A 15,959-nucleotide genomic window follows, 5' to 3' on the forward strand; every position below is an offset into this window, starting at 1 on the left:
CAATTTCAGACTATACTGACGCAAAAAAGGGTTGACATCAACTAGTCAACCCCAATACTTGGGAACGCGCTTTAACTTAAAATTAAATTCTTGTTATTACTGAAGAACTAATTTAACGTTGGCATTCTGTAAACCGCGCTGTTTAACTTCAGATAAAGTTTTATTAACAGCATACTTTTGATTGATTGAATTGATCAACTCAGTTTGGTTGTGTTTTTTTGCAACACCCCAAAGATCGGCGATCAAGTCAAAAGTACCATCACTATTTTCAGACCAACCCAAATCGTATTCGCCTTCTAAAGTTGCAACGATATCAGCACGAAGTCTCTGACCGTTATAACCGCGAACATCAGCATTAGTTTGAACATTAATACCAAGATCGCGAAGAGAATTCACTAGAATTGCAGAATCGCTGATTTTGGTGCGTAAAGTACTAAAGTGAGACATAAGATTTCCTCCAGTAGAAGAGAAGTAAACAACAACTTTAAAATTAATAACCGTCTTAATTTAGAACGGATTATTTAGAAAACTGCTAGCAATTGCTAGCTCTTACCTTCCGTGAATTATTCTAACTCACAAAAGAAAGCCTGTTAAAACTCCAGTCGCTGATATTCAGCAACGGAGGCTGAGGCAGGTCTTGCCCTTTGTCCAGCCCAATCTCTTAAGGCTGTTACCTGCTCAGTCATTGTCCGAGACAGAGGTAGAGTTGCTTTGATCGCAGCAATAATATCAAGCTGCGTAAACTCCCTGTCTTGAGCAAAAGCATCATACATCGCAGCGATGATTGCTTGCTCGATCTCTGCCCCAGAAAAACCGTCGGATACTTTGGTTAGTTGTTCTAGATCGAAACGACTAATCTCTGAACGCCGCTTCCCAAGATGTATCCCAAAAATATCTTGTCTCTCTGCGGAATTGGGTAGATCCACAAAAAATATTTCATCAAATCTTCCTTTTCTTAAAAATTCTCCTGGTAATCTTTCTACACGATTTGCTGTTGCCATCACAAATACTGGAGATTTTTTTTCTTGCATCCAAGTTAAAAAAGAACCAAATATGCGACCCGAAGTACCGCCATCAGAATCCCCCGAACCGCCACCACCAGCAAAGGCTTTATCTAACTCATCAATAAAAAGAATTACTGGGGAGATGGATTCTGCTGTTTTTAGCGCGTTGCGTAGATTTGCTTCAGAGCGACCCACTGTAGAACCATCGTATACTCTACCCATATCTAACCGAAGCAGAGGTAGACCCCAAAGACGGGATGTAGTTTTGGCGATTAAAGATTTACCGCATCCAGGAACACCTAAAATCAACATTCCTTTGGGCTGAGGAAGACCATATTCTCTCGCTCTTTCTGTAAAAGCATTAGAACGTTGAGTCAGCCATCGTTTGAGTTCTTCTAGTCCTCCAACAGAATCAATAGTTTCATCTTCTTCAATGTATTCTAAAATACCATTGCGACGAATCAATTGTTTCTTTTCTGAAAGGACTATATTTACCTCCTCTCCAGTTAAGCGACCAGCTTTTACTTGAGCCTTGCGATAAACTTTTTCAGCTTCATCTTTGGTCAATCCTAACGCAGCTTTGAGCAACTTTTCTCTGGTTTCCGTATCTAAACGCTTTGTTTTACCGATCGCAAGTCTACTAGAAAGAACTTGATTTAACTCTGCGAGGTTGGGCAATGGATAATCTAATACTACTACTTCTTTTTCCAGCTCAATCGGCAAAGTCTGTACGGGAGACATCAAGATAATAACTTTATCAGAGCCCTTAAAAGATGCGATCGCATCTCTCAGCCATCTTGTTATTACTGGACCTTCTATGAATGGATGGAGATCTTTAAATATATAAATACCACCTTCTTTTTGCCTAGTGGTCCATTCTATTGCTGCTTCTGGGGATACTGTATTGTGCTGGGTTGATTGACGGGGTTGACCATATTCAACCATGCCCCTAGTCACTGTCCAAACAAATACTCGCTTATATTCAGCATTATCTTTAGCAATTTTTTCGATCGCCTGCTCTGCTCTTTCTTCCTCTGGCGTAATTAAATATATCAAAGGGTATTGAGCTTGTACGAGAATATTTAGCTCTTCTTTCATAAGTATCGACCCTGCTGAATTATGGACTCTTAACTCTCTGAGATTTTCGAACTCGCCAACTGACAAACTAGTTTACAAACAGGATACTAATTCCTCTTCGTTAGATTCTCCAGATCTTTCTGTTCTGTCGGTCACTTTAAGAGATATCTCATCATCTACTATGGTTTTTGGGTTACTTAGAGACACTAAATTACCATCTCTTTCCACCACGGCTGCGCTACATTCTGGACAAAAATGCACTTGGTGCGTCTTCCCTTGAATGGATGCCTCGATTTCCTCTACTTTCTCTGGATACTGCATATAAAAAGAGATTGCTTTTTCGACGAGAACAGACATTGATTCTACATCTACAGCAGCTTTGATTTTTAATCTTCTATGCAGTTCTGGAGGTATATATAAAGTTATTTTCTGCTTACTTTGCATATCACTAAATTTAACAATTACCCGGGTATGTATGTAATTTAGCTATTTAGATCTTGTCTGTCAAGACAGCATAACGCTATGCCGTCATTATTGTAATATTGCTTAATAAAAAAGAGATGAATCCTAGTTTAATAACAGTTTGTAAAACTGCTCAACTCCAGTACAATTTCATCAATTGCCTTAACTACGGAATAGCTAGATTGATTGCTTGACTGATTGGTAATAATGCTAAATACAACAGTGCCATATTCTGGATGGTCGATATAGCCTGATAAAGCTCTCACTCCTCGGAGAGTACCCGTTTTAGCCCGAACAGTTCCTTCTGCGGTGGTGTGACGCAAACGATTTTTGAGCGTACCGCTGATTCCAGCAACAGGAAGAGAAGCAAAAAAGACATCATTACCTTTGGCATGATACATGGCACGTAAAGTAGAAACTAAAGCTCTAGGAGTTGCCAAGTTGTTGCGAGATAATCCAGAACCATCTCTTAGACGATAGCCTTGAGAATCTATGCCTAAATTACTTAAAGCTTGTTGGACTGATTGAGAACCACCCAAGTATTTTAATAAAACATTAGCGTAAGCGTTGTCACTTTGAAGATTGGTTACTTTAATCCAATCACTAATAGATGTAGAACGGATTTGTCCGTTGAGATCTAGCTTTTGTAACGCTGCTGCTGTTACCAAAAGCTTCATATTGGAAGCAGGAACCATATAAGAGTCTGGATTGAGACTATATATATTAGTTCCACCCAAAGACTGTACCAAAATTGCCCATTTTCCTTGATTTAGCTCGGGGCGTTGAATAATCTTGTTAATTGATGGTTCTATTCGATCCGAACAAATTCCCGAATCATGATTGCTCGGAATGGGAAAAGGAAGTTCTATGGTGTCTAAACTATTTCCTATCTTAATAGAACGATCGGCAAATACAGGAGAAGGAAAGAAGAAGCTACTAAAACTTAGACAAGTAACCAAAAAACAAACACCCAGAGGCAAACCGCGTACAAATTTCATAAATTTAGCTATCAAGAACAATCAAATCGAAAAACTTTTGTTCAAGCCATAGATTCAGATCTCAAAAAGTGTAGCGTGTTGCTCGACCTGACTAGTTACTTTTGAAAGTGGCAGATTTCTTTTCAAGGAGAAGACTAATGGTTAAATCCGAAAAACTTTCCACCAAGGTTTTAATCGATAGTTTTATAGTTCGTCAAGTCTAATTTAATTTATTTTTAGATTTGGTGTATGCACTATGAACTATAATGATAATTCTTGTCATTAGGTTTGATGACTTGTTTTGAATATTTGTTAAGAAAATTTCCTTAGACAGATCTCAATATAGTCTATTACTAACCATTTACAAAGTTTATGTAAACAGATTAAGGGGTAATTTAAAGAATACGTATATTTAATGCCTAAATTGAGATAAACGTACATATAAAGAATTATATTTTCCTTTAAATCTAATAAACTATTATTTTCTTAGATTTAAAGGAAAAATGAATAGCTTTAACTTATTATAAAAACATATTCTATTAGGTAATAGAATGATTATTGATATGGTTATGAAAATATCAGCTAATAATTTATCTTATATTGCTCAGAAAGTTAAAAATATTCCTCATAAGTTGAAACGAGAGTTTTATCGCATACCTCCATTTCAAGCAATTAAAGAGCATGTTTATCAAAAAGCACTTGATAATCATGCTCAGTTTTTGCCCGAACTTGATCGTCTAGGAGAGTCGATTCTGAAGATTCTGCGTCAGGAGGGAACTTGTGTCATTCCGATAGAGGAATTGCAATTTCCTTCGACAGATATGATGATGAGTACTACTTTTTCTTTGGCAGAAAAATTAAAAACTTCTTCTGCCGAACAAAATACGAGTAATATTTGTGAAGTAGGCTCTAGTCCAGAAGATTTAAGAGAATTTATCGAGATGTTACTATGGGCATTAGAACCAAAACTGCTTAATATCATCGAAAATTATATTGGTCTACCAATTTTGTATCAAGGATTTGCAATGCGAAAAAGTGTTGCAGACGGTCAATATTCTGGGGTCAGAAGATGGCATATAGATTGGGAAGATCGCCGTATTATTAAAATAATTATCTATTTGAACGATGTAGTACCAGGAGGAGGTCCTTATAACTATATTTCTCGCACAATTACTCAAGAAGCGATCAAGAAACTAAATTACTATAATCTGGGATATATATCTGACGAGGAAATGGCGCAAGCAATACCTAGATCGGATTGGATTTCTTGTTTGGCGTCAAAAGGAAGCGTCGTAATTAGCGATACTAGTAGCGTTTTTCATCGCGCCCAACCTCCAACTCTTTACGAGCGTTATTCTATTACTTTTTGCTACACATCTGCTATGCCTCAAGTGATTTGGAATGCTAGAAAAATTTCTCCAGAACAATGGGAATTCATTGATCGCAATACAAACCAAAGACAGAAAAATTGTTTGCACAAAAAACGTTTAGCTGAGTTTATTTAAAGTTTTAGTTTTATGGTTAAAATGATATTTAAAAAAAATTGTTAGTATATTATAAATTTGGCATTGGTTGGCTAATTTTTGCTTCTCTAATTTTTATTGGTTGCGATCGCGCAGTAGATCCTTCGGCGCGTCGCCAATCCCCGGATAATTTTCAGAAAATATCAACAGGAGAATCAAATCCCACTAGTACATTTTCACCAGCAAAACTAATTAAGGTAGATGTAGAAACTGCTAGTTTGAGTTATTTATCCGAGCAAAAGCAATATAAGGGAACAACTCAACCCCAAAAACAAGTATCTTGGCGATCGCAAACTGAAGGAACCCTATTAGAATTGTCAGTAGAAGTTGGAGATAGGGTTAGTCGGGGTCAAATAATTGGCAAACTAGACGATCGCATCTTGCAGACGGATGTCGCAGGAAAAACAGGGGAATTAATAGCTTTAGAGTCAGAATTGGCACAGGCAGGAATTCAAGTCAAAAATGCTCAAATTAAATTAGAAGAAACTGAAATTCAGCTACAGCAAGCTAAAAGCGAGGCTTTAAGATACCAAGATTTAGCAAAAACAGGATTAATCGCACAACAACAAGCAGAATCATTCAAAACTGCTGCCAAAATAGCAGAAAAAGCTTTATTGACCGCCCGAGAAGCGGTTAAATTAGAAGAACAAGCAGTGGAAATAGTTCGAGGCAGAATCACTACCCAACGTTCTGCGATCGCTGAATCCAAGCAACGCCAAGCCTACAGTCAGATAATTGCGCCAATCGACGGTATTGCGATCGCAGTACCCAAAGATCCAGGTAGCTTAGTGCGCCCAGGAGAAGAAGTGATCACTATTGGTGATTTTAGTCAGATAAAAATAGTTGTACCTTTATCAGAATTAGACTTGGGTCAAGTAAATGTGGGACAAAGAGTAAAAGTCAAGCTAGATGCCTTTGCAGATCGCCAGTTTTTCGGAAAAATCAACCGTATTTCACCCACAACAAATCCTTTATCTCGTCAAATTCCCCTAGAAATATTGATAGACAACCCTAACAATTTACTCAAAGGAGGTTTACTGGCTAGAGTCAATTTTGCATCTACCACAGAGTCTCATGTCATTGTTCCTGAAAGGGCAATTATATCAGAGGGCGATCTCAATTATATTTTCACTGTGGCAAAACACAACGGTGACAAGACAAGTAAAGTAACCAAACGTAGGGTAACTACAGGGGAGCGCGCGAATGGAAAAGTAGAAATTATTGCTGGGATATCACCAGGAGAAAGGTACGTGCTTCGCAGTAGTCAACCCCTAAAAGATCGAGATTTAGTCGGTTTGAGTATTCTTTCTCAATAAAGCTGACTAGTAGGCTGTTAGGATTTTTCAATTCAATTCGATCTAAACCAATCAGATCGCTGTTAAATCAATCAAAGGAGCAAAGATCGAATCAAACTGAAGTTGAGAAATGGAGCTTAAACTAAGGCTGCTGCTGCTGCTTTTGTGCCAGATTTAGGCTCGAAATCGTGACCTAGTTCGGTTAAAGTAGCTTCTAGACAACCAATTGTCATGATTACATCGCGATCGCTAATAAAGCCCAGATGACCAACACGGAATATTTTCCCCTTGAGATGATCTTGCCCCCCAGCCAAGGCAATATCATACTTCTGACGCATAGTAGTACGAATGGCTTCTGCGTCATCGGTACGAATGGCTGTTACCGCAGTACTAGCCGCATCATCGGGCGCAAACAAAGATAAACCCATGGCTGTAGCCGCAGCACGAGTAGCGTTAGTTAGGCGTTGATGGCGAGTAAAGATATTCTCCAATCCTTCTCTCTGCATCATTTGTAAGGCTGTTTGTAAGCCAAACATCAAATTTATGGGAGGAGTGAAGGGAGTGCTGTTTTTGGCATTAGCTTTCTTATATTTACCCAAGTCCATATAGAAGCGAGGAAACTTGCTAGTTTCGTAGGCTTTCCATGCTTTATCGCTGACGGAAATAAAGCCCAAACCAGGAGGAATCATATAGCCTTTCTGCGAACCAGAAGCTACTACATCTAAGCCCCAATCATCAACGGGTACATTATATGCACCCAAGCTAGTTACAGCATCAACAATAATCAAAGCTTCGCCATGAGCTTTAACATACTTATTAATCGTTTCCAGGTCGTTGAGTACCCCCGCAGAAGTCTCCGAATGGGTAATGACAACCGCTTTAATTTCTTTGTTAGTATCCGCTTCTAATGCGGTTTTAAATTCTTCTGGATCTAAGGGAGTACCCCAGTCAGAAGTAATACGTTCAGTTTGGATACCGAACACTTCACAAATTTGCGCCCAGCGATCGCCAAATTTGCCATTGACACCGACTAAAACGCGATCGCCAGGACTCAAGAAGTTAATCATTCCTGCTTCCATTGCCCCCGTACCTGATACGTTAAGGGAGAGTACTTCGTTCTTAGTCTGATGTAACCATTTCAAATTGTCATTGATTTCGGCAATAATTTTGCTAAAGTCACCGCTACGGTGTCCGATGGGGTGAGTACCTAAAGCTTTTAATACCTTCTCTGGGACTGGAGTAGGCCCAGGAATCATTAGCATATGCTTGTCTTCCATGAAGTCGTCCTATATTGATGCTAGTCAAGTCGTTAATTTTATCTTATGGCAAACACAGATAATCATTTCCTAAAAAAATTAGTAGAAGTTAAATTTACTTAGTAATTCAAACTGTTATCAAGAACAATTAAGAGACGATCGAATCACAAGCATTTCGTGGGAAGATAAAAAACTGCAATTTTTAAGAAATTAATTCGAGGTTTTACCAATGGCTCATCTTAGATTAGGTGACACTGCCCCTGATTTTACTCAAGATTCTAGTATGGGAGAAATTTCTTTCCATGAGTGGGCTGGAGATAGCTGGGTAGTCCTTTTCTCTCACCCTGCTGACTATACTCCTGTCTGCACTACTGAGTTGGGTGAAGTAGCCAAACTCAGAGCGGAATTTGATAAACGCAACGTTAAAACTATTGCATTGAGTATCGACGATGCAGATTCTCACAAAGGCTGGATTTGCGACATTGACGAAACTCAAGAAACAAAAGTTGACTATCCCATTTTGGCGGATGCAGATAACAAAGTTTCTGACCTTTATGACATGATTCATCCCAATGCGGATGCGAAAGTAACCGTGCGATCAGTATTTATTATTGACCCCAATAAGAAATTACGTTTAACTTTGACTTATCCCCCTAGCACTGGACGTAATTTCCCTGAAATCTTGCGCGTAATCGATTCTTTGCAACTAACTGATAACTATTCCGTTGCAACTCCTGTTAACTGGAAAGATGGGGAAGATGTAGTTGTTTCTCCTGCTATTCCTACAGAAGAAGCTAAGAAAAAATTCCCTAAAGGTGTAGAAGAAATCAAACCCTACTTACGGATGACCCCCCAACCTAATAAGTAATTGATATCGTAGGGGCGAAGGACCATTCGCCCTTACATAATCTTCTGCTCAAACTATTCCCCAATTTTATGACTTCTCATTCAGCAGCTAATCAGTCTATTCTTGATGCCTTAAAGCGTTTGATCGAAGTAGTTGCAAAATTGCGATCGCCTGATGGGGGATGCCCTTGGGATTTGGTACAAACCCCCGAAACTTTGATTCCTTATGTGATTGAAGAGGCTTATGAAGTAGTAGACGCTATCCAGTCTGGAGATAAAAATGCGATCGCCGAAGAGTTAGGAGATTTATTATTACAGGTGGTCTTGCAAACTCAGATTGCCAGTGAAGCTAATGATTTTACCCTGGAACAAGTCGCTACGGGCATTACTGAGAAATTGATTCGTCGTCATCCCCACGTATTTGGCGATGTTGAAGTAAATAGTGCAACAGAAGTAAATCAAAATTGGGAACAAATAAAAGCACAAGAAAAAGGAGAAACTCCCGAACAAGCTAAGTTACTTAGCCGTAAATTAAGACGTTACGCTCGTAGTTTACCCCCGTTAATGGCAGGAATGAAGATATCAAAAAAAGCTGCGGGGGCAGGTTTTGAATGGGAAAATGTAGAAGGGGTATGGGATAAGTTTGAGGAAGAATTGGGCGAGTTTAAGGAAGCCCTGGCAACAGAAAATAAAGCTCATCAGCAAGAAGAATTGGGGGATTTATTGTTTACCATCATTAATATTGCCCGTTGGTATGACTTGAATCCTTTCGATGGCTTACAGGGAACAAACAATCGTTTTATCGCACGTTTAGCCATGATGGAAAAGTTCGCAGATAAGCCTTTGAATGAATATGATATCAATGAGTTAGAGTCTCTTTGGCAACAGGCAAAGCAAAAACTGCATTAAACATAGCTGCTATTAGATATAGCGGACATGGACGATCTTGTGGCGATCGCTCTGATGTCATTGCTGTTTGTAACGAGCGCAATTTTAGTCTCTGCCCTCACCTGTATTGTTTCTCCTTTGCTGTTACTTCCTTTACTACATCAAACAGTTAGCTAGAATGTCTGCAAATCAGTCTTCATTTTATTAGTCTTAACTAATTATTTGGTTTCTGAAGTGTTCAAAACTGTTCTAAGCTATGAATCCTGAAATTACGTTTGATACCTTTGGTACATTGTCGAGCATGAACGATTGGCACACTATTAGCCCTGAAAAAGCGATTGAATTACTCAACAGTGATGCTAGCAGTGGTTTATCTGATGACGAAGTTGCTCAAAGACGAAAGTATTTTGGCAAGAACGAACTTAAACAGACGGCTGGTCGAAGTAAGCTGAGTATCTTATGGGATCAGTTTACCAATATCATGCTCATTATGCTGATGGCGATCGCCATTATCTCGGCAATTCTAGATCTACGTCACAGTAATTTTCCCAAGGATTCCATTGCTATATTTACTATTGTTATTTTGAACGGCATTTTGGGCTATGTGCAGGAAAGTAAGGCAGAACAAGCTTTAGCTGCTCTTAAGCGTCTCTCTTCTTCTTATGTCAAGGTTGTTCGTGAAGGGGTAACTCAACAGCTTGATGCAGAAGAATTAGTGCCAGGAGACATCATACTACTTGAAGCAGGAGTTCAAATTGCTGCGGATGGACATTTGCTTGAAGCACAAAATTTACAGGTTAGCGAATCTACCCTCACGGGAGAAGCTACTGCCGTTACTAAAGATGCCGATCTAATCTTAGGGGAAGATGCTCCCCTGGGCGATCGCCTAAACTTAATTTTTAAGGGTACTCAGGTAGCCAAAGGTAGAGCCAAAGCCGTAGTCACTAAAACAGGCATGGAGACGGAAATTGGTCTAATTGCTACCATGCTTCAAACGGTAGAAACAGAACCGACTCCTTTACAGCAGCGCATGACTCAACTGGGTAAGGTACTGGTTGGTGGTTCTTTATCTCTAGTTGTCTTAGTTACCGTTGCTGGTTTAATCAAATCGGGCTGGCAGATCTTTGAAGAAATTTTAGAAACTTCTTTAAGTATGGCAGTGGCAGTAGTTCCCGAAGGATTACCTGCGGTGGTGACTGTGACTTTAGCGATCGGGACACAGAAAATGATTCGCCGTCAGGCTTTAATTCGTAAACTACCAGCAGTTGAAACCTTGGGTTCTGTGACTACCATCTGTTCTGATAAAACAGGTACGCTAACGCAAAATAAGATGATTGTACAGCAAGTATGCACCAACTCCTTTAACTTTGAGGTGACAGGGACTGGTTATCAGCCAACAGGAGAATTTCAAGGAGAAAATCATAACCTATTAGAAAAAGAACCAGAGATTAGTAAACTATTAGAAGCCTGTATATTTTGTAATGATGCTTTACTCCAGTGTTCTCGCAAAACTTCTCAGAAAACAGCTATATGGTCTATCTTAGGCGATCCCACAGAAGGCGCACTATTAGTTTTGGCAGGAAAGGCAGGACTTTTTAAGGAAGATCTTGAGCGAAATAGACCTCGGTTGGGAGAGTTTCCCTTTGATTCGGAACGTAAACGAATGTCTGTCATAATAAGTAATTCTGATTCGGATTCTCCCTATGTAATGTTTGTCAAAGGTTCGCCAGAATTAATCTTAGAGCGATCGCTCTACATTCAAATCAGCGGTAAATTTCAACCCATTACCAAACAGCACAGGCAGCAAATTCTAAATCAGAATACCCACTTGGCAAGTATCGGCTTAAGAGTATTGGGCTTGGCTTATAAACCTCTCGCGGAAATTCCTTCGGCAAATACTGAAGAAGAGAACGAACAGGAACTGGTTTGGCTGGGGTTATTGGGTATGTTGGATGCCCCTAGAGAGGAAGTCAAACAGGCGGTAGTAAATTGTTTACACTCTGGCATTAGACCAGTAATGATTACAGGAGATCATCCTTTGACCGCTATGGCGATCGCTTCTAAATTAAATATTGCCAATGCCAACGAACAAGTAATTTCAGGGCAAGAAATAGCCAAGATGTCCGCAACAGAATTAGAACAAGCTGTTAAACAGGTAAGCGTTTATGCCCGCGTTGCTCCAGAACACAAACTGCGGATAGTTAAAGCATTACAAAAACAGGGTGAATTTGTAGCTATGACAGGGGATGGAGTCAATGACGCACCAGCTTTAAAGCAGGCAGATATTGGTATTGCCATGGGAATTACGGGAACCGATGTCAGTAAAGAAGCTAGCGATATGGTTCTGCTCGATGATAATTTCGCTACTATCGTCGCTGCGATCGAGGAAGGCAGGGTGGTCTATGACAACATTCGACGTTTTATTAAATATATTCTGGGTAGTAATATTGGCGAGGTGTTGACCATTGCTGCTGCACCGTTACTGGGATTAAGCAGCGTTCCCCTTTCTCCTTTACAAATTCTCTGGATGAACCTAGTAACAGATGGTTTACCTGCATTAGCTTTGGCACTAGAACCAGCCGAACCCAACGTCATGAGTCGTCCACCCTACGATCCCAAGGAAAGCATTTTTGCTCGTGGAATGGGTTTATATATGGTGAGAATTGGGATTATTTTTGCCTTATTAACCATTGTCTTAATGGTGTGGTCTTATAATCACGATCTTGACAGTGCAAACCCCAATCATTGGAAAACGATGGTATTTACTACCCTTTGTTTGGCACAAATGGGTCATGCCCTAGCGGTACGTTCTGATACCAGACTAACTATCGAAATGAACTTTTTTTCAAATCCTTATTTACTTAGTGCGATCGCTTTAACCACTGTTTTACAAGTATTACTGATTTACGTTACACCTTTACGTAACTTCTTTGAGACTAGTATTCTCAGCTTTACCGATCTACTAATTTGTTTAGGCTTTAGTCTGCTGGTATTTGTCTGGGTAGAAATGGAAAAGCTATGCCAGCGTTATTTTTTCAAGAAATAGTTTTTGAAACAGCAGTTCCAGATAATCAAGTGAACGGAGAAGTTATCGTCACATAATCTTCATTTATCTCAGCTATAGATCGGGTGAACATAAGAAAATTAGCAGATACTGTTATGACTATTAATTTTACCGAAGTTGGCTGGACAGATGAGAATGGCAATTTACTGGGCACATGGACTAATCAAAGCGATTTTGTCAATGATGAGACGGCGATTAATGTTCCTCAAGGCTTAACAGTTAATACGTTGAACGGAAATGATCTGATTAACTGTAATAGTGAATCTCAAGGTATTTTGATTGATGATGATGCTCAACTCAATACAGGAAATGGCAATGATACTATTAATAGCAGTGGTTTTATCGCTATTGACCTCGGATTCAATGCTCAACTCAATACGGGAAATGGGAATGATAATCTCGTTGGGCAGGGGTTTGACGGCTTTTTTCTAAGGGTATCAAGTACAATCAATACGGGAAATGGGAATGATAATATCTTTGGCACTGGTTTAGCGGTTGGAGTCGGCAGTAGAGGTACAATCATCATGGGAAAAGGTGATGATATTATCTCTGGTATTGCAACTAATCCTGCTGACAATTTTTTTGGTAGTACTGGAGTAGCTAATTTCTTGGGTACGATTGACACGGGAGAAGGAAACGATATTATCTTTGCTAAGAGTAACAATGTTGCTATATCTAACCGTTCGGGTACCATTAATATGGGAAAAGGCAACGATATTATTGATGCCTTAACTGGTGGTTTTGCTGATTTTGATGGTTCTGGTCGGATTAGTTTGGGACAAGGTAACGATTTAATACGAGGTTTCGGGGACCATAGAGGAAACGTCGATGGCGGTCATGGCTATGATCGGGCAGAGTTGGGTTTTGACTATGACGAAAATTTAATCACTTTTGGTAGTACAAATTCAACTTCTATTGATATTACATTCGATTCTGCAACCATGTCTTTCAGCAATATAGAGGCATTCAATTTTAATGGTCAAGAATTTTCTCTGGCACAATTGCAAAACGAAGTGTAGTAAAATGCTGTGCCGTTAGATGTAGATAAAAAAGTAAGGGAAAGTATCGATTAGTTAAAAAGGTGTTCCTTCACAAGTTCCTCAGCATCTATATATAAACTCATTTATAGTCTTTGAATACCTCTAGAAAGCCAGCTACTCAAAGTAATTAGCATAGCTGGCTTTTACTTCAACCCAAAGAGCGATCAAGTTATTATATTGCAAAATATTTTGCACAATATATTTTCTTCACAAGTTCCTCAAGTTTTGTCACTATTATATTTTGTTATGAAGAACGCAAATTATGAGGTTCTGATCTTCACTTACCCCTGATAGTTGACTCATGTTGTTGGTGGTGTTGGCTGAGTTAACTGTTAAATCATTAGTCAAAAGGAGCAAACAATGAAAGCTACACAGTTAATCCGTCAATACCGTTATGGCATCTTGGATTTTAACAGAGCAAATTTGCATTCTGCTCATCTCGAAGCTGCCGATTTAACCAGAATCAACTTAACTCAAGCAGATTTAAGTAATGCAGATTTGAACGATGCAGATCTAAGTGGTGCTTGTTTACAGCAGGCTAATTTAACTAACGCTAGCTTGATAAACACAAGTTTGGTCGGGACAAATCTATTAGAGATAAATTTAATCGGTGCAGATTTAAAAAACGCCGATCTTAGAGGCGCAGACTTAAGTGGTGCAGATCTACGCTGTGCGAATCTCCATGGTGCCAATTTATGCAGCGCAAATTTAACTGATGTCGATCTTAGTGGCGCGGATTTGAGCTGTGCAGATTTGACTGAAGCAAAACTAGCGGGTACTGATATTTCTGTAGCAGAAACTAAAAATGCAGTCTTAGAACATATAAATTGGGGTGGATGTGAAAGAAAACAAGAAAACACATCTCATCACTGGGTTAGTTGGTCAGGTTAAAAAGCTTTTAGCTATTAACTTTTCCTATAGCGTTTCTCGCCAGTTAGATCTAGAGGTATCCACGGTAGTTACATAGGCTTTTTCTGCTGTGGTGAGTGCCTCTTCTTTTGCCTGTTGACTAACGATTAGATCGGCGGTGGCATCGGAAATGTCTCCCTGACGCTGATTGAGACGATCGCGCAATATATTAATAGGTGCTATACAGTGGATTATCTTTAAAGGAATATTTGCCGGTTGAGCTTGGGCAATTACAGCCTGGCGTAGGGCAAAACGATCGTACTTGGCATCGAGGATTATTGTAGATCCTGCTTTGGCTAATTTAATGCCTAATTCTAGAAGGCGATCGTAAGTTTTTTGGGTCATTTCTGGCGTGTAAATACTATCCGTACCAGACTCGTCTAAAGATGTCCCTGCTAGATGTTTGCGAAGGGCATCGGAACGTATCTGAATTGCACCTTTATTTTTGGCAATCTCTCTAGCAACAGTACTTTTACCCGAACCTGATAAACCAGACATTAAAATTAAACTACCCGACTTACTCTGGGTATATCGATAAGCCTGACGATAGTAATCATTGGCAGCTTTGCTCGCTTCTTGTCGATCTGTTTCAACGATCTGCGGATCGTCCAGTAGAAAGGAGTTTACCTTTGCCCTAACGTAAGCCTGTCTACTCAAATATAAAGGTAATATAAGTAAGCCTTCCCAATCTCCTGAATATTCCAAATAACTATTGAGAAAAGCATTAGTAAATTCAATTTCCCCTCTGGCTTCTAAATCCATGACGGTAAACGCTACATCGTACATCGTATCAACGAAGCGAAAAGATTCATTAAATTCAATGCGATCAAATAGTTGAATTTTGTGATGCCACAGACAGATATTTTTGAGATGTAAATCCCCGTGACATTCTTTGATTTTGTTCTGTTTAACTCTAGTTTTAAATAAATCTTGTTGTTCTATAAAAAAAGAATCAGTATAAAGTTTGGTAGCTTCAAACTGTTCTTGTGTTTGAACGATACCGATATATTTCTCCGACTGCTGATAGTTTTCGGTAAATGCAGCACTGATTTTATTTATTGTCCCAAAGCTGTTGATATAGCTATTGGTTTCGGCTGACAAATGGAACTGAGCGACAATCTTTCCTAATTTTATCAAGTCATTGTTGGATAGCTTGCTTTCTTTGAGGAGGTTACTAAATAAATTCTCTTGAGGAAATTGACGCATCTTAAGGGTGTATTCCACAATATTATCCGAACCGCCGAGAATAAACTTTTTATCGCGATCGCTAATCGGGATAACTTCTAGATAAAGTTCGGGAGCAACTTTACTATTCAGTTGCAATTCTATTTTAATAAAATGCTTTCTTTTGGCTAAAGTAGAATAATCAAGAAATCCATAGTTAATATTTTTTTTTATTTTATAGGCATAATCTCCTGTCAAAAAAATATAGGAGGCATGAGTTTGAATAAGTTCAATATTTTCCGCCACGGCATGAGGATAAAAGCCAGACTGCTGCATTCGAGTAATCAATCGATTATCATCCTTAGTCATAACCGTAAAACAACAATATTTAATAATTATCCAGGGTAATCGCATCAAAATCTCAAGTCAAAATATGCCAGAATTAGATAGAATC

Annotated in this window: 14 protein-coding genes; 8 read left to right on the forward strand and 6 right to left on the reverse strand. The window is 39.1% G+C overall.

Annotated features, from left to right (window positions below):
• Positions 1–96: 96 nt before the first annotated feature.
• The 4 genes from I4641_RS14110 to dacB all read right to left on the reverse strand — a co-directional run bounded on the left by I4641_RS14110 (position 97) and on the right by dacB (position 3,541).
• Positions 97–447, reverse strand: coding sequence for a DUF1257 domain-containing protein (locus tag I4641_RS14110; protein ID WP_229641180.1), 351 nt, complete (start codon positions 445–447; stop codon positions 97–99).
• 143 nt (positions 448–590) lie between these two features.
• Entirely contained in the window at positions 591–2,102 is a 1,512-nt protein-coding gene (gene ycf46 / locus I4641_RS14115) for a stress-responsive protein Ycf46 (RefSeq protein ID WP_229641181.1), read from the reverse strand.
• 72 nt (positions 2,103–2,174) lie between these two features.
• Entirely contained in the window at positions 2,175–2,525 is a 351-nt protein-coding gene (locus tag I4641_RS14120; protein WP_229641182.1) for a slr0373 family blue light stress response protein, read from the reverse strand.
• Between the two features lie 128 nt (positions 2,526–2,653).
• Positions 2,654–3,541 carry a D-alanyl-D-alanine carboxypeptidase/D-alanyl-D-alanine endopeptidase gene (dacB, locus tag I4641_RS14125; protein WP_229641183.1) on the reverse strand — a complete coding sequence of 296 codons (888 nt, stop codon included), beginning with the start codon at positions 3,539–3,541 and terminating at the stop codon, positions 2,654–2,656.
• Positions 3,542–4,089: 548 nt separating this feature from the next.
• Here dacB and I4641_RS14130 point away from each other — a divergent pair.
• Both I4641_RS14130 and I4641_RS14135 read left to right on the forward strand, forming a co-directional pair.
• Positions 4,090–5,025 carry a 2OG-Fe(II) oxygenase family protein gene (locus tag I4641_RS14130; protein ID WP_229641184.1) on the forward strand — a complete coding sequence of 312 codons (936 nt, stop codon included), beginning with the start codon at positions 4,090–4,092 and terminating at the stop codon, positions 5,023–5,025.
• Between the two features lie 38 nt (positions 5,026–5,063).
• Positions 5,064–6,359 carry an efflux RND transporter periplasmic adaptor subunit gene (locus I4641_RS14135; RefSeq protein WP_229641185.1) on the forward strand — a complete coding sequence of 432 codons (1,296 nt, stop codon included), beginning with the start codon at positions 5,064–5,066 and terminating at the stop codon, positions 6,357–6,359.
• 116 nt (positions 6,360–6,475) lie between these two features.
• Here I4641_RS14135 and I4641_RS14140 read toward each other — a convergent pair whose 3' ends face one another.
• Positions 6,476–7,615 (reverse strand): pyridoxal-phosphate-dependent aminotransferase family protein, encoded by a 1,140-nt coding sequence (locus tag I4641_RS14140; protein ID WP_229641186.1) that lies wholly within the window; start codon positions 7,613–7,615, stop codon positions 6,476–6,478.
• Positions 7,616–7,823: 208 nt separating this feature from the next.
• Between I4641_RS14140 and I4641_RS14145 the strand changes: the two genes are divergently transcribed.
• The 6 genes from I4641_RS14145 (at position 7,824) to I4641_RS14165 (ending at position 14,323) form a co-directional block, all read left to right on the forward strand.
• Positions 7,824–8,462 carry a peroxiredoxin gene (locus tag I4641_RS14145; RefSeq protein ID WP_229641187.1) on the forward strand — a complete coding sequence of 213 codons (639 nt, stop codon included), beginning with the start codon at positions 7,824–7,826 and terminating at the stop codon, positions 8,460–8,462.
• Between the two features lie 68 nt (positions 8,463–8,530).
• On the forward strand, positions 8,531–9,349 hold the full coding sequence (mazG, locus tag I4641_RS14150) for a nucleoside triphosphate pyrophosphohydrolase (RefSeq protein ID WP_229641188.1): 819 nt from the start codon (positions 8,531–8,533) through the stop codon (positions 9,347–9,349).
• A 27-nt stretch (positions 9,350–9,376) separates the two neighbouring features.
• Positions 9,377–9,505 (forward strand): hypothetical protein, encoded by a 129-nt coding sequence (locus I4641_RS23830; RefSeq protein ID WP_263858233.1) that lies wholly within the window; start codon positions 9,377–9,379, stop codon positions 9,503–9,505.
• Between the two features lie 91 nt (positions 9,506–9,596).
• A complete protein-coding gene (locus I4641_RS14155) occupies positions 9,597–12,374 on the forward strand; it encodes a cation-translocating P-type ATPase (RefSeq protein ID WP_439655349.1) in 2,778 nt (925 codons plus the stop codon).
• A gap of 113 nt (positions 12,375–12,487) precedes the next feature.
• Entirely contained in the window at positions 12,488–13,411 is a 924-nt protein-coding gene (locus I4641_RS14160) for a hypothetical protein (protein ID WP_229641190.1), read from the forward strand.
• 381 nt (positions 13,412–13,792) lie between these two features.
• Positions 13,793–14,323: a pentapeptide repeat-containing protein gene (locus I4641_RS14165; RefSeq protein ID WP_229641191.1), complete on the forward strand. Its 531-nt coding sequence runs from the start codon at positions 13,793–13,795 to the stop codon at positions 14,321–14,323.
• A 24-nt stretch (positions 14,324–14,347) separates the two neighbouring features.
• Here the strand turns inward: I4641_RS14165 and I4641_RS14170 are convergent, their stop codons facing one another.
• Positions 14,348–15,874, reverse strand: coding sequence for a bifunctional aminoglycoside phosphotransferase/ATP-binding protein (locus I4641_RS14170; protein WP_229641192.1), 1,527 nt, complete (start codon positions 15,872–15,874; stop codon positions 14,348–14,350).
• Positions 15,875–15,959: the final 85 nt, after the last annotated feature.

Origin of the sequence: Waterburya agarophytonicola KI4 (assembly GCF_020640915.1) — a bacterium.
Taxonomy (GTDB): domain Bacteria; phylum Cyanobacteriota; class Cyanobacteriia; order Cyanobacteriales; family Xenococcaceae; genus Waterburya; species Waterburya agarophytonicola.

Bases quoted from the DNA above. Each gene is read 5' to 3' on its own strand.
- I4641_RS14170 (WP_229641192.1), bottom strand. From the start codon at position 15,874: ATGACTAAGGATGATAATCGATTGATTACTCGAATGCAGCAGTCTGGC.
- I4641_RS14120 (WP_229641182.1), bottom strand. From the start codon at position 2,525: ATGCAAAGTAAGCAGAAAATAACTTTATATATACCTCCAGAACTGCAT.
- dacB (WP_229641183.1), bottom strand. From the start codon at position 3,541: ATGAAATTTGTACGCGGTTTGCCTCTGGGTGTTTGTTTTTTGGTTACT.
- I4641_RS23830 (WP_263858233.1), top strand. From the start codon at position 9,377: ATGGACGATCTTGTGGCGATCGCTCTGATGTCATTGCTGTTTGTAACG.
- ycf46 (WP_229641181.1), bottom strand. From the start codon at position 2,102: ATGAAAGAAGAGCTAAATATTCTCGTACAAGCTCAATACCCTTTGATA.
- I4641_RS14160 (WP_229641190.1), top strand. From the start codon at position 12,488: ATGACTATTAATTTTACCGAAGTTGGCTGGACAGATGAGAATGGCAAT.
- I4641_RS14110 (WP_229641180.1), bottom strand. From the start codon at position 447: ATGTCTCACTTTAGTACTTTACGCACCAAAATCAGCGATTCTGCAATT.
- I4641_RS14165 (WP_229641191.1), top strand. From the start codon at position 13,793: ATGAAAGCTACACAGTTAATCCGTCAATACCGTTATGGCATCTTGGAT.
- mazG (WP_229641188.1), top strand. From the start codon at position 8,531: ATGACTTCTCATTCAGCAGCTAATCAGTCTATTCTTGATGCCTTAAAG.
- I4641_RS14145 (WP_229641187.1), top strand. From the start codon at position 7,824: ATGGCTCATCTTAGATTAGGTGACACTGCCCCTGATTTTACTCAAGAT.
- I4641_RS14140 (WP_229641186.1), bottom strand. From the start codon at position 7,615: ATGGAAGACAAGCATATGCTAATGATTCCTGGGCCTACTCCAGTCCCA.
- I4641_RS14130 (WP_229641184.1), top strand. From the start codon at position 4,090: ATGAAAATATCAGCTAATAATTTATCTTATATTGCTCAGAAAGTTAAA.